This is a genomic window from Micromonospora sp. L5 (genome assembly GCF_000177655.2).
In the GTDB taxonomy this organism is placed as follows: domain Bacteria; phylum Actinomycetota; class Actinomycetes; order Mycobacteriales; family Micromonosporaceae; genus Micromonospora; species Micromonospora aurantiaca.
Genome location: NC_014815.1, coordinates 553,563 through 566,432 on the forward strand (window position 1 = coordinate 553,563; position 12,870 = coordinate 566,432).

Genomic DNA, 12,870 nt, shown 5'->3' on the forward strand with positions numbered 1-12,870 from the left:
CGTCAGTCCTCGTTGCGCTGCATGACCAGCGCGTCGGTGTTGCTCGGTTGGTAGTAGCCGCGCCGTACGCCGATCGGCTCGAAGCCGTAGGTGGCGTAGAGCCGTTGCGCGGGCGCGTTGTCCGCGGCGACCTCCAGCAGCGTGCTGCGGGCGCCGCGCCGGACCGCCTCGGCGAGCAGCGCCTCCAGCAGCAGCCGGCCGATCCCCCGGCGGTGGGCGTCCCGGCGGACCGCGACGTTCTGCACCCACGCCTCGTCGGGCGGGGACACGGCCAGCCCGGCGTAGCCGAGGACGGCGCCGTCGTCGTCGGTGGCGACCAGGTAGAAGTGCCCGTTGGCGAGTTCGTTCCAGAACATCGCCGCCGACCACTGCTCGGCGCCGAAGAGGTCCGCCTCGATGGGCAGCACCTCGTCGATGTGCCACCAGCGGAACCGGCCCAGCCTCATGGCAGGACCGGCTTGTGGCCGGTGGCCGCGACCGCGTCCGGGCGGCGCAGGTAGAGCGGGGTGAGCGTCTCGCCGGGCGCGCCCGCGCGGATCCGCGGCGCGGCGAGACGGGCCAGCGCCAGCGGGTCCGGGTAGTGCGGCTCGTCGCGTACCAGCAGCCCCAGCACGTCCGCGTACCGGTGCGCGCCGTCGCCGACCGCGACGGTGACCGCAAGGTCGCGCGCCCGCTCGGCGACCACCGCCGGGGCGGCCACCTCCGGCCCGGCCAGGCGCCGGCCGGCGCCGTCGTAGACGGCCCAGTAGATCTCCCGGCGCCGCGCGTCGCTCGCCGCCAGCACCGGCTCGCCGGCGGCCGCCGGGTGGCCGAGCCCGTCCAGCGAGCAGACGCCGTACGTGGGTACGCCGAGCACCTGACCCATGGTGGCGGCGGTGACCAGCCCGACGCGCAGCCCGGTGAACGGGCCCGGGCCGAGGCCGGCGACGATAGCGGCCAGGTCGGCGGGCCGTGCACCGACGTCCGCCAGCACGGCGTCGACCTGCGGCGCGAGCAGCTCGCCGTGGGCGCGGGCGTCGACGGTGCACCGGGACGCGCGGACCGCGACGCCGTCCGCCGAGACCTCGGCAAGGGCCGCGGTCACCGCGGGCGTCGAGGAGTCCACCACGAGTACCAGCACGGTAAGCCAGCCTAGCCGTCCGCTCCGTCCGCCCCGTCCGCCCCCGGCACGCCCCCGGCACGCCCCCGGCACGCCCTCGGCACGCCCTCGCCGCTCGTCCGGTCACGATGCGTAGCGCCCGGATCAAAGAGAAGAGGTGAGAGCCTTATGCCTCTGGGTCATAAATATGACTCAGGGGCATAAGGCCAAGAAGAGGACTGCCATTCTCCGGAGATGACGGAGAGTCGCCTCGTTCGAGAAATCGCCCGGACCTTGCGGCGTGAACGCGAGCAGGCAGGGCTCACCCAGCAGGCTCTGGCCGCCCGGTCCGGGCTCAGTCAGGCCGCCATCGCCCGGATCGAACGCGGCGACCGGCTGCCGAGCCTGACCGCCGCGGAACGCCTGCTCGCCGCGCTCGGCCGGCAACTGCGGATCGAGGTCGAGCCGCTGGACAGCCACCTGGACGCCGCGCTGGACGAGATGGCCGGGACGGTGCTTGCCGAGCGGATCGAAGTCCTCCGGCTGGACCGGATCATGGACGCCCTGGGCGACCTGCCGTACGTGCTGTCGGGCGGCACGGCGGCACTGCTGCAGGGCGCGCCGCTGCCGGTGGACGCGGTCGAGATCGCGGTGCGCTGGCGGGACTCGCCGCAGTTCAGCGCGCTCCTCGATCGGATCTACGCGCAGCGCTGGGACGCTCGATGGCAGGTGTGGGGCGGCATCCACACGGAGCCCGAAGAGCCGGGCGAGCACCGCTGGCTGACCCGCTACGGCGAGCTGCGGGCCCGGATGTGCGAGGAACTGCCCGAGCCCATCGAGGTCCGCCTCGGTGAACGTACGTACCCGGTCGAGCCGCTGGTCGAGGTGGAGGTGACCGACCGGCGCACGGCCGAGCTGCTGTCCCGGTACCGCCGGCGCCTCGCCGCGGCGGGCGAGGCGCCGGGCGGGTCAGCCGGCTGAGCGCTCCCAGTCGACGGTGGGCAGCCCCGCGTCGGCCAGCGCCTTGTTAGCAGCGCTGAACGGGCGGCTGCCGAGAAAGCCGCGCGGGTTCATCGGGCTCGGGTGCCCGGCCTCCAGCACCACGTGCTGCGGGTTGGTCACCAGCGCCGCCTTCTTGCGCGCGTAGCCGCCCCAGAGCAGGAACACCACGCGCTGGTCGAGCGCGTCGAGCGCCCGGATGGTGGCGTCGGTGAACTCCTCCCAGCCCTTGTTGGCGTGCGAGCCGGGCGTGGCCTGCCGGACCGTCAGCACCGAGTTGAGAAGCAGGACGCCCTGCGCGGCCCAGCCGTCGAGGTTGCCGCTGCGCGGCTTCGGCACACCCAGGTCCTCGCCCAGCTCCTTGAAGACGTTGCGCAGCGACGGCGGCACCGCCACCCCCTCGCGCACGCTGAAGCTCAACCCGTGCGCCTGGCCCGCCTTGTGGTACGGGTCCTGCCCGAGGATCAGCACCCGGGTGTCGGCCGGCCCGCACAGCCGGTAGGCGGAGAAGAGGTCCTCCAGCGGCGGGAAGACCGTGGCGGTCGCGTACTCCCGGGCGACGAACTCGGCCAGCGCCGCGGTGCGGGCCGGATCCAGGTGGGGGGTGAGCACGGCACGCCAGGCCTCCGGCAGCAGCGCCGGCAGGTCCAGGGTGGGGGCGTCGGGCATCGGCAACCTCTCCTCGTCGGTCGCCATCTTCTTACCAGCCGCGACCGACACTCCCGGGCGGCGGCAGGGCCGGGTACTGGACGGGAAAAGTTACCGGAGCGTAACCTACTGGCAAGTTACTTACGCCACACCGCCACTGCTAGCTTGCATCCACCACCATCGATGCTCGCTAGGAGTGCCCGTGAGCAGGAGAAACACCCGTCCCCGCACGCCCTCCGCCGCCCCCTCCCCCCGCCGCACGACCGGCCTCCGGATGCTGGCCGTCGCCGCGGCGGCAGCCACCTACCTGGCCGGATCCGGCGCAGCCGCAGCCGCCGACGGCACCACGCCGGTGGTCTCCCGCGGCGTGACGATCCCCGCCTTCTACCACCCGCCCGCCGACCTGCCCGCCACCAACGGCACGCTGATCCGTACCGAGCCGCTGCCGCTCGGGCTCAGCATCCCCGGGCTCGACGGCCGCCCGATGCCCGGCACCGCCACCCGCCTGATGTACCGGTCCACCGACTCCAACGGCCGGGCCGTCGGCGTGACCGGCGCCTACATCGAACCGTCGGCGGCGTGGCGGGGCGCCGGCCCGCGCCCGCTGGTCGCCGTCGCCTCCGGCACGATGGGGCAGGGCGACCAGTGCGCGCCCTCGTTCGCCCTGCAACACCCGCTCACCCTCACCGGCGACACCCTGTCCGTCGGCTACGAGGCCCTGGCGATCTACCGCCTCCTCGCCACCGGCGCCGCGGTCGTCGTCACCGACTACGTCGGGCTGGGCGCGACCGACCGGCTGCACACGTACGTCAACCGCCTCGACGAGGGACGTGCCCTGCTCGACGCGGCCCGCGCCGCCCGCACCGTGCCGGGCGCGTCGGTCACCGACCGGTCCCGCGTCGGTCTGTACGGCTACAGCCAGGGTGGCGGCGCCAGCGCCGCAGCCGCCGAACTCCAGCCCACCTACGCGCCCGACGTGCCGCTGGCCGGCACCTACGTCGGCGCGCCGCCGGCCGACCTGACCGCTGTCATCGGCGGCATCGACGGCAGCGCGCTGGCCGGGGCGCTGGGCTGGTCGCTCAACGGCTTCGCCCAGTCCGACCCGGCGGTGCGGGACGTCATCGAGGCGAACGTCAACGACGCCGGCCGGGCGGCGCTCACCGACACCTCGACCATGTGCGTCGGTGACGCCATCCTCCGGTACGCGTTCACCAAGAGCAGCAGGTGGATCACCGGCGGCCGGTCCCTCACCGCTGTCATCGCCGCCTCGCCCGAGGCAGCCGCCGTCCTCGACCGGCAGCGCATCGGCACGCTCAAGCCCGCCGGGCCGGTACGCGTGGCGACCGGCGTCCAGGACGACATCGTGCCCCACCGGCAGGCCCGTCAACTGGCGGTCGACTGGTGCCGCAAGGGTGCCAACGTGACCTACCAGGCCGTCAGCCTGCCCAACCTCGGTGACAAGCTCCTCACCAACCACCTGGCGCCGCTCATCACCGACCAGGGCGACGCGGTGGCCTGGCTGACCGACCGGCTCGCCGGGCGCACCGCCTACTCCAACTGCTGGACGATGCCCCTTCAGCCCTAGGACAGTTCGGCGACCCGGGCGGTCCAGTCGCCGCCGACCGGCTCCAGCGTGACCGCCCGGGTGTCGTCGTCGCGGCGGTCGATGCGTACCCGCAGGTGCGCGTCGACCAGCTGCTCGACCATCCCCTCGCCCCACTCCACCACGGTGACCGCCTCGTCAACCGAGGCGTCCAGGTCGAGGTCGTCGATCTCCGCGCGCGGGTCGGCGGCCTCACCCAGGCGGTACGCGTCGGCGTGCACGAGCGTCACCCGGCCGCCCCGCGCCGGGTCGGGCCGGTGCACCCGGGCGATGACGAAGGTGGGCGAGGTGATGTCCCCGCGTACGCCGAGGCCGGCGCCGATGCCCTGGGTCAGCGCGGTCTTGCCGGCGCCGAGCGGGCCGCTGAGCAGCAGCAGGTCACCGGCCCGCAGCACCCCGGCCAGCCGCCGCCCGAACTCGTGGGTGTCTTCGACCGTCTTCAGCTCCACGACCACTGTCATAGCGAGTCCAGGAACCTCTCCAGCGCCACGTTCACCTCGTCGGCGTGCTCCAGCATCACCACGTGCCCACTGTCGTTGATCTTCACGAACTCGGCGTGCGGCAGCCGCCGGACGATCTCCTCGGAGTGCGTCACCGGCGTGATCATGTCCTTGTCGCCCACGATCACCAGCACCGGCGTGCCGGCCAGCGCCGCAAGCGCCGGGAACCGGGAGTGGGTGGCGATCGTGCGCAGGTAGCGGGTGACCGTGTCGGCCGAGGTGCGCGAGTTCATCATCTCGACGTACGACACCAGGGCCGGGCTCGGCTTCGACGTGCCGAAGCCGTACTTGCGGGTGAGCAGCCAGGCCACGTTCGAGGTCGACCGGCGCGCCCGGTCGATCACGGTCCCGCCGTACCGGGTGGCGTTGCTCATCATGTAGAGCACCGGCGAGCCGACGCGGCCGAGCAGCGCGGGCGCCACCAGCTTGGTCTCCGCCGCGAGGCCGCCCGAGGTGGCCATCAGCACGGTGCCGACCACGCGGTCACCGAACATCTCCGGGTACAGCTCGGCCAGCGCCATGATCGTCATGCCGCCCATCGAATGCCCGACCAGCACCAGCGGGCCGTCCGGGGCCACCTCGTCGAGCACCCGGCGCAGCGTGTGGCCCAGCGCGGTCAGGTCGTACTCGCCGCTCTCCAGCCGGCCGGAACGGCCGTGCCCCGGCTGGTCGTACGCGACCACCCGGTAGTCGCCGCGCTCGGCGAGCCGCTTGCGCTGGAAGTGGAACGTGCCCATGTCCAGGCAGAACCCGTGCACCAGCACCACAGTCGGGTGCCCTGCGACAGGGCGGGTCGGCTCGACCACCTCGACGTGGATGTCGGTGCCGTCCGGCATCTCCAGCCGGTACGCCTCGTCGTAACGCTGCTCACCGAAGACCTCGTCGGCGTACCGGTCGGTGGGATCGTTCTTGAGCCGGCGGACCAGCACCCGCTCGCTGACCACGCCCGCCGCGAGCCCGGCGGCGGCAACGCCGACGGCGGCGCCGACCAGCCCGGCCACCTTGCCGGCAGCGGTACGCGGTCGCGGCAACCGGACACTCATGCGTGCTCGCCGTCGTAGACGCGGGGCACGCGCACACCGCCGAAGCGGGTCACGATCTCGTAGTTGATGGTGCCGACCGCCTCGGCCCAGTCGTCGGCGGTGGGCTCGCCGTCCGCGCCGCTGCCGAACAGCGTCGCCACGTCGCCGTCGGCCACCTCGTCGTCGCCGCAGTCGACCACGAACTGGTCCATGCAGACCCGCCCGGAGATGGTCCGGCGCTTGCCGGCGAGCTGCACCGGGCCGGTGTTGGAGGCGTGCCGCGGCACCCCGTCGGCGTAGCCGAGCGGCACCACCGCGAGGTTGGCCTCCTGCTCGGTGAGGTAGGTGTGGCCGTAGGAGACGCCGGTGCCGGCCGCCACCCGTTTGGTGAGCATCACCCGGGCGCGGGCGGTCATGGCGGGACGCAGACCGAACTGCTCGCCCGCGACCGGCGACAGGCCGTAGACGGCGATGCCGGGCCGGACCAGGTCGAAGTGGGTGTCCGGCCGGGTCAACGTGGCGGCCGAGTTGGCCAGGTGCCGGTAGCGCGGACGCAGACCGGCACGCGTCACCATCTCCAGCCCCTCCTGGAACACGGCGAGCTGGCGGTCGGTGGTGGGGTGACCGGGCGAGTCCGCGTACACGAAGTGGCTCCACACGCCGACCACCTCGACCAGACCGTCGGCCTGGGCCTTCGCGGCGGCCTCCAGCAGCGCCGGCCAGTCGGCGACGGTGGCGCCACCCCGGGCCAGCCCGGTGTCGATCTTGAGGTGCAGCCGGGCCGGGCGGTCCGCCCGGCGGCTCGCCTGGATCATCTCGTCGAGCTGGGTGAGGCCGGCACAGCCGAGGTCGACGCCGACGGTGATCCCGTCGTGCAGCGGCAGCCCGGGGCTGAGCAGCCAGGCCAGCACCGGCGCGGTGATGCCCTCCTCGCGCAGCCGCAGCGCCTCGTCCAGCGTGCAGACGCCGAGCTGGTCCGCCCCGGCGTCGAGCGCCGCGCGGGCGGCCGGCACCATGCCGTGGCCGTACCCGTCGCCCTTGACCACCGCCATCAGTTCGGCGCTGGTGCCGGCCTTGAGCCGGGTCACGTTCTCCCGGATCGCGTCCAGGTCGACGCGCACCTCCGACTGCCACATGTCCTCAGCCTACTTCCGTCAGTGATCATCAGCGCCGTGAGCCGAGCGGGCGGTGCCCGCCGCCACCGGGCGCCGCCGCCCGGATCAGCCCAGCCGGGCCAGTACCGGACGCAACGCCGCGGCCACGTCGGGCGCGGTCACCGGACCGCCGCGCGCCGCCTCCCGCCCGGCCAGCCCGTGCAGGTACGCCGCCGCGGCGGCCGCCCGTTCCGGGGCCAGCCCGGCGGCGAGCAGCGAACCGAGCAGCCCGGCCAGCACGTCGCCGGTGCCACCGGTGGCGAGCACCGGGGTGCCGGTCGGGTTCACGTACGCGCGGCCGTCGGGCGTGCCGATGACCGTACGGTCGCCCTTGAGCAGCACCACCGCGTTCATCCAGGCGGCCAGCCGCAGCGCGGCGGCGACCCGGTCGTCCCCCGGCATCTCGCCGCAGAGCCGGGCGTACTCCCGGTCGTGCGGCGTCACCACGATCGGCGCGTCCCGGCCGCGCAGCCGGTCGGCCAGCTTGCCGTCGACGAGCAGCGTCAGCGCGTCCGCGTCGAGCACCACCGGCACCGGCGCGGCGAGCACCGCGCGCAGCTCGGCGGCGGAGTCCTCGCCGGTGCCGAGCCCGGAGCCGCAGACCCACGCCTGCACCCGGCCGGCGTCGGCGACCCGGCCGGTGGCGATCACCGACGGATGCTGGTGCAGCACCTCGCCCTCGGCGCTCCCGGCGTAGCGGACCAGGCCGGTGGGACCGGCGAGCGCTCCGGCGACCGAGAGCACGGCGGCGCCGGGGTAGGTGGCCGACCCGGTGGCGACGCCTACTACGCCCCTGGTGTACTTCTCCGACGACGCGCCCAGCGCCGGCCACCAGTCGGCCACGTCCGTCTGCTCGATCACCTGGAGCGCAGGCGTGCCGCGCAGCCACGGCGTCAGCCCGATGTCGACCAGCTCGACCTCGCCGGCCAGCTCGGCGGCCGGCCCGACGACCAGTGCGGGCTTGAGCGCGCCGAAGGCGACTGTCACGTCGGCGCGGACCGCCCGGGGCCGCCCGGCGTCGGTGAGCGGGACGTGGCCGGTGTCGACAGCGACGCCGCTCGGCACGTCGACCGCGACCACGGTGGCGCGCGTGCCGCCGCGCCCGCGCTGCCCGGTCAGGCTCGCGGCCAGCTGCTCGGCCGTCTCGCGGAGCCCTCCGGCGCCGCCGATGCCCACGATGCCGTCGAGCACCAGGTCGACCACAGCGGGCGGCCGGTCGGCCACACGGCCGCCGGCGGCGCGCAGGGCGGCCAGGCCCTCGGCGTGTGCCCGGCCCGGCGTGAGGAGCAGCGCTGTCACCGCCACGCCCCGGCGGGCCAGATGCGCGCCCGCGAACAGCGCGTCGCCGCCGTTGTCGCCGGACCCGGCGAGCACCAGCACCCGGGCGCCGTAGACACCGCCCCGGTCGGCGAGCAGCAACGCGCAGCGGCGGGCCAGCCCGGCCGCCGCCCGCTGCATCAGCGCACCGGGCGGGAGGGTGGCCATCAGGCCCGCCTCTGCCGCACGAACGTCCGCGACCCGCCACACCTGTCTCATGCCACCCCGCCCCGCTCGTCGCGCCGGCTCAGCATCCGCTCGCGGCTCCCCCGATCACGGCCTCACCCTACCGGCGGTACGCGCCCGGGACCGGCTGGCGAACAAGCCCTGTGGATAACCCGGACCGTTGTCCACAGGGGTCGGCGGCCATTGCCGGGTGCCGCCTAGCGTCCCGGTGTCCGGAGCCGGCCGGTGGCGCCGGGCGAGGGAGGGCACGTGGTGGAGAAACCGTTCGACGTCGACCCGGAGCTGCTGCGATCGGTGGCGCGCGAGCTGGCCGACGACGCGTACCGGCTGGCCCGCGGGCCGGGCGCGGCGCCGGAGTCGTTGCTGGTGGCGGCACCGGACGGCTGGCGATCCGCGGTGGCGCTGGCCGAACTGGAGTCGGCCGTGCGGCGCTGGTCCGGCGCGCTCGGCGCCCGGGTGGCCGACACCGCTCAGGCGTTGCGCCGCGGCGCGGACGGCTACGAGGCGGTCGACGAACGCGCCGCCCGCCGCCTCACCGGGGTGCTCCGGTGAACGACGGTCCGGCCGACGCCGTGGATGTGCCGGTCGGCTACGCGCAGCTCTGGCGGGCCGATCCGGGCGCCTGGTCCACCGCCGGGGCGGCGTGGCGGGGCATCACCACGCCGGTACGGCAGCGCGCCGACGCGTTGACCGCCCGGATCGGCACGCTCCGCCCCGGGTGGTCGGGTGCGGCCTCGACTGCCGCGCAGCGGCGCATCGGGGATCTGCGCACCGATCTCACCGACGTGCTGCCCGCACTGGTCGAGGTCGATCAGGTGCTCGCCGAGTTCGGCGCCCGGCTGGGCGCGGCGAAGGCCCGGCTCGGCGCCGAGGTGGCCCGCGCCGAGTCCGGTGGCCTGCTCGTCGACCGCACCGGCGCGGTCCGGCCCGACCCGGCACGGCCGCCGGGGCAGACCGGGCCGGCGGTGGTCGACGCGCGGGCCGGGATCCGGGGCGCGCTGACGCTCGCCGGCGCCGCCGACCGCGAGGCGGCCGGCCGGCTGGCGGAGCTGACCACCGCTGCGGTACGCGGCTGGGTGAGCGTCCCGCCCGCGTGGCGGCCCGGTCCCGGCGCCGGGCCGGCCGAGGTGAGCCGCTGGTGGGCCGGCCTGAGCGCGGCCGAGCGGCGCTGGCTGGTGGGGCGGGAACCGGGCCGGATCGGGCGCCTCGACGGGCTTCCGGCCGCCGTCCGGGACCAGGCGAACCGGCTACTGCTCGGCGACCGGCGGGAGCAGTTGCTCGCGCGCCGGCTCGGGCTGCTGCATCCGCTTCCGGCCGGGCCGTTGGAGGCGTCCCGGCGGGTCCGGCTCGCCGCTGTCGAGGCGGCGCTGCGCGGGCTGGACGGGCTCGGCGAGCGGCTGGCCGCGGGCGGGGCGCCGCGGGCGTACCTGCTGGGGCTCGACCCGGCCGGCGACGGCCGCGCGGTGGTGGCGCTCGGCAACCCGGACCGCGCCGCCTCGGTGCTCACGTACGTCCCGGGCATGACCTCGGATCTCGCCGACGCGCCGGCCGAGCTGGGCCGGGCAGCACGGGTGTTGCAGCGATGCGCGGCGCTCGGGCCGGGCGAGGAGGCGGCGGCTGTGCTCTGGCTGGACTACGACGCGCCCGGCTTCCTCACCGAGGCGGCGGGCACCCGGCAGGCCGAGGACGCCGGCCCGGCGCTGCACCGGTTCCAGGACGGGCTGCGGGCCGCGCACGAAGGCCCACCGGCCCGGCAGACGGTGCTCGGGCACAGCTACGGCTCGCTCGTGGTCGGCACCGCCGCCCGCGACCACGGGTTGGGCGCCGACGCGCTGGTCTTCGTCGGCTCGCCGGGGGTCGGCGTCGACCACGCCGCCGAGCTGCGGATGCCCGCCGGTCAGGTCTGGTCGTCGACCGCGCCGGACGACGTGATCCGGCTGGCCCGCCCACCGGACGAGCTGGCCCGCCGCGCGCTGCTCGCGGGTACGCCGCTCGGTCCGGCGCTCGCCGTGCTCGACCCGCACGGCGAGCGACTCTGGTTCGGCGCCGACCCGAGCGCGCCGGACTTCGGCGGGAGGCGCTTCCCGAGCGCTCCGCACGGCCACACCGGCTACTGGGATCCGGACAACCCGGCGCTGGACGGCATGGCCCGGATCGTGCTGGGCCGATGACCGCCCGCGGCCCTCCGGCGACCGGTCCGCGGCCGTCCGGCGGCCGCCCGTGAGGCAGGCCGGAGACGACGCGGTCCCTCCACCCGTCGTGCGGGCGGAGGGACCGTGGACGAGATCGGCTACTCGACAGTGACCGACTTGGCCAGGTTCCGGGGCTGGTCGACGTCGTGCCCGCGGGCGGCGGCGATCTCGGCGGCCAGCACCTGCAACGGCACCGTGGTCACCAGCGGCGCCAGCAGCGTCGGCGTACGCGGCACGTAGATCAGGTGGTCGGCGTAGCGGACCACCGCCTGGTCGCCCTCCTCGGCGATCACGATGGTGCGGGCGCCGCGGGCGCGGACCTCCTGGATGTTGGAGACGACCTTGTCGTGCAGCATGCCCCGGCCCACCGGGGAGGGCACGATGCAGATCACCGGCGTGCCCTGGTCGATCAGCGAGATCGGGCCGTGCTTCAGCTCGCCGGCGGCGAAGCCCTCGGCGTGCATGTACGCCAGCTCCTTGAGCTTCAGCGCACCCTCCAGCGCCACCGGGTAGCCCACGTGCCGGCCGATGAACAGCACCGTCGGCTCGGACTTCAGCTCGCGGCCCAGCTCACGGACCGGCTCGATGCGGTCCAGCAGCTCCCGCAGCTTGCCCGGCATCTCCTGGAGCTGGGCCACCACCGCGCCCACCTCGTCGGCGAACTTGATGCCGCGCACCTGGGCCAGGTGCAGGCCGATCAGGTAGCAGGCGACGACCTGGGTGAGGAACGCCTTGGTGGAGGCGACGGCGATCTCCGGGCCGCCGTGGGTGTAGAGCACCGCGTCGGACTCGCGCGGGATGGTCGAGCCGTTGGTGTTGCAGATCGCCAGCACGCGGGCCTTCTGCTCCTTGGCGTGGCGCAGCGCCATCAGCGTGTCCATCGTCTCGCCGGACTGCGAGATCACCACGATCAGCGTGGACCGGTCCAGCACCGGGTCGCGGTAGCGGAACTCGCTGGCCAGCTCCACCTCGCAGGGGATGCGGGTCCAGTGCTCGATGGCGTACTTGGCGACCAGGCCGGCGTGGTAGGAGGTGCCGCAGGCGACGATGAAGATCTTGTCGACGTCGCGCAGGTCCTGCTCGCTGAGGCGGACCTCGTCGAGGGCGATCTCGCCGGTCTCGGTGAGCCGGCCCAGCAGCGTGTCGGCGATGGCCTGCGGCTGCTCCTCGATCTCCTTGAGCATGAACCAGTCGTAGCCGCCCTTCTCGGCGGCCGACGAGTCCCAGTCGATGTGGAAGTCCGTGCCGCTCGCCGGCTGACCGTGGAAGTCGGTGATGTCGATGCTGTCCGGGGTGATCAGGACGATCTGGTCCTGCCCCAGCTCGACCGCGTCCCGGGTGTGCTCGATGAACGCGGCGACGTCGCTGGCCAGGTAGTTCTCGCCGTCGCCCCGGCCGACGACCAGAGGCGAGTTGCGCCGGGCGCCGACCACCGCGCCGGGGATGCCGGCGTCGACGGCGAGCAGCGTGAACGCACCCTCCAGGCGCGCGCAGACCACGCGCATGGCGGCGGCGAGCAGCGCCGGGCTGTCGGTCTCGCCGGCCGAGCGCAGGTCGGCCAGCGCGCGGGCGATCAGGTGCGCGGCGCACTCGGTGTCGGTGTCGCTGGCGAACTCGACACCCTCGTCCTCCAGCTCGGCGCGCAGCTTCGCGAAGTTCTCGATGATGCCGTTGTGGATCACCGCGACCCGGCCGTCCGGGGAGAGGTGCGGGTGGGCGTTGCGGTCGGTCGGGCCGCCGTGCGTGGCCCAGCGGGTGTGGCCGATGCCGGTGGTGCCGTCGCCGATGCCGATCGGGCTGGCGGCGCAGTCCTCGGGGTTGTCGGCCGCCCGCTCGGAGAGGACCTTCTCCAGGTTCGCGAGCTTGCCGGCCTTCTTCTCGGTCAGCAGCTCGTCCTCGCAGACCACGGCGACGCCGGCCGAGTCGTAGCCGCGGTATTCGAGACGCCGCAGTCCGTCAAGCACGATGCCGAGCGCCGGGCGCGCACCGGCGTAACCCACGATTCCACACATGGTCCGCAGCCTAACCGAGTTTCGCTCATCGTGCGTGCTCGGAAAGGCGGTTAACGATCACTGAACTTGAGCGAACCGAGCGCCGGGGATGCGATTACCGGACAAAGCACCATCCAGGTCGTTCCGCCCGTCCGGACCGGTTCGGGACGCGGGGCGCGG

Annotated in this window: 12 protein-coding genes; 4 read left to right on the forward strand and 8 right to left on the reverse strand. The window is 74.6% G+C overall.

Features of this window, described 5'->3' with window-relative positions; all coding sequences use genetic code 11:
- Positions 1-2: 2 nt before the first annotated feature.
- The gene (rimI, locus tag ML5_RS02710) at positions 3-446 is read right to left on the reverse strand and encodes a ribosomal protein S18-alanine N-acetyltransferase (RefSeq protein ID WP_013473655.1); all 444 of its coding nucleotides are present in this window, start codon (positions 444-446) and stop codon (positions 3-5) included.
- Complete coding sequence (tsaB, locus tag ML5_RS02715) at positions 443-1,120, reverse strand: tRNA (adenosine(37)-N6)-threonylcarbamoyltransferase complex dimerization subunit type 1 TsaB (protein ID WP_013473656.1); 678 nt, start codon at positions 1,118-1,120, stop codon at positions 443-445. Before tsaB ends, rimI begins: the two co-directional genes overlap by 4 nt.
- Before the next feature lie 213 nt (positions 1,121-1,333).
- On the opposite strand from tsaB, the gene ML5_RS02720 reads away from it, so the two are divergent.
- Complete coding sequence (locus ML5_RS02720; RefSeq protein WP_013288559.1) at positions 1,334-2,059, forward strand: helix-turn-helix domain-containing protein; 726 nt, start codon at positions 1,334-1,336, stop codon at positions 2,057-2,059.
- Here the strand turns inward: ML5_RS02720 and ung are convergent.
- Positions 2,048-2,746, reverse strand: coding sequence for a uracil-DNA glycosylase (gene ung, locus ML5_RS02725; protein WP_013288560.1), 699 nt, complete (start codon positions 2,744-2,746; stop codon positions 2,048-2,050). The two genes, ML5_RS02720 and ung, sit on opposite strands and share 12 nt — an antisense overlap.
- A 181-nt stretch (positions 2,747-2,927) precedes the next feature.
- Between ung and ML5_RS02730 the strand changes: the two genes are divergently transcribed.
- Positions 2,928-4,310 (forward strand): lipase family protein, encoded by a 1,383-nt coding sequence (locus ML5_RS02730; RefSeq protein ID WP_013473657.1) that lies wholly within the window; start codon positions 2,928-2,930, stop codon positions 4,308-4,310.
- Here ML5_RS02730 and tsaE read toward each other — a convergent pair.
- The 4 genes from tsaE to ML5_RS02750 all read right to left on the reverse strand — a co-directional run bounded on the left by tsaE (position 4,307) and on the right by ML5_RS02750 (position 8,540).
- Complete coding sequence (gene tsaE / locus ML5_RS02735) at positions 4,307-4,789, reverse strand: tRNA (adenosine(37)-N6)-threonylcarbamoyltransferase complex ATPase subunit type 1 TsaE (RefSeq protein WP_013473658.1); 483 nt, start codon at positions 4,787-4,789, stop codon at positions 4,307-4,309. The two genes, ML5_RS02730 and tsaE, sit on opposite strands and share 4 nt — an antisense overlap.
- On the reverse strand, positions 4,786-5,871 hold the full coding sequence (locus ML5_RS02740) for an alpha/beta fold hydrolase (RefSeq protein WP_013473659.1): 1,086 nt from the start codon (positions 5,869-5,871) through the stop codon (positions 4,786-4,788). Before ML5_RS02740 ends, tsaE begins: the two co-directional genes overlap by 4 nt.
- Entirely contained in the window at positions 5,868-6,986 is a 1,119-nt protein-coding gene (alr, locus tag ML5_RS02745) for an alanine racemase (RefSeq protein ID WP_013473660.1), read from the reverse strand. The genes ML5_RS02740 and alr overlap by 4 nt, the downstream gene beginning before the upstream one ends.
- Positions 6,987-7,070: 84 nt before the next feature.
- Positions 7,071-8,540: an NAD(P)H-hydrate dehydratase gene (locus tag ML5_RS02750; protein ID WP_013473661.1), complete on the reverse strand. Its 1,470-nt coding sequence runs from the start codon at positions 8,538-8,540 to the stop codon at positions 7,071-7,073.
- Between the two features lie 216 nt (positions 8,541-8,756).
- Between ML5_RS02750 and ML5_RS02755 the strand changes: the two genes are divergently transcribed.
- Positions 8,757-9,059: a type VII secretion target gene (locus ML5_RS02755; protein ID WP_013473662.1), complete on the forward strand. Its 303-nt coding sequence runs from the start codon at positions 8,757-8,759 to the stop codon at positions 9,057-9,059.
- Entirely contained in the window at positions 9,056-10,678 is a 1,623-nt protein-coding gene (locus ML5_RS02760; RefSeq protein WP_013473663.1) for an alpha/beta hydrolase, read from the forward strand. Before ML5_RS02755 ends, ML5_RS02760 begins: the two co-directional genes overlap by 4 nt.
- A gap of 119 nt (positions 10,679-10,797) precedes the next feature.
- Here ML5_RS02760 and glmS read toward each other — a convergent pair whose 3' ends face one another.
- Positions 10,798-12,711 (reverse strand): glutamine--fructose-6-phosphate transaminase (isomerizing), encoded by a 1,914-nt coding sequence (gene glmS, locus ML5_RS02765; RefSeq protein WP_013288568.1) that lies wholly within the window; start codon positions 12,709-12,711, stop codon positions 10,798-10,800.
- Positions 12,712-12,870 lie beyond the last annotated feature (159 nt).

What these genes read in the sequence shown, in the direction of transcription:
- rimI (WP_013473655.1), bottom strand. Translation starts at nt 446, where the DNA reads ATGAGGCTGGGCCGGTTCCGCTGGTGGCACATCGACGAGGTGCTGCCC.
- ML5_RS02720 (WP_013288559.1), top strand. Translation starts at nt 1,334, where the DNA reads ATGACGGAGAGTCGCCTCGTTCGAGAAATCGCCCGGACCTTGCGGCGT.
- ung (WP_013288560.1), bottom strand. Translation starts at nt 2,746, where the DNA reads ATGCCCGACGCCCCCACCCTGGACCTGCCGGCGCTGCTGCCGGAGGCC.
- tsaE (WP_013473658.1), bottom strand. Translation starts at nt 4,789, where the DNA reads ATGACAGTGGTCGTGGAGCTGAAGACGGTCGAAGACACCCACGAGTTC.
- ML5_RS02740 (WP_013473659.1), bottom strand. Translation starts at nt 5,871, where the DNA reads ATGAGTGTCCGGTTGCCGCGACCGCGTACCGCTGCCGGCAAGGTGGCC.
- alr (WP_013473660.1), bottom strand. Translation starts at nt 6,986, where the DNA reads ATGTGGCAGTCGGAGGTGCGCGTCGACCTGGACGCGATCCGGGAGAAC.
- ML5_RS02750 (WP_013473661.1), bottom strand. Translation starts at nt 8,540, where the DNA reads ATGAGACAGGTGTGGCGGGTCGCGGACGTTCGTGCGGCAGAGGCGGGC.
- glmS (WP_013288568.1), bottom strand. Translation starts at nt 12,711, where the DNA reads ATGTGTGGAATCGTGGGTTACGCCGGTGCGCGCCCGGCGCTCGGCATC.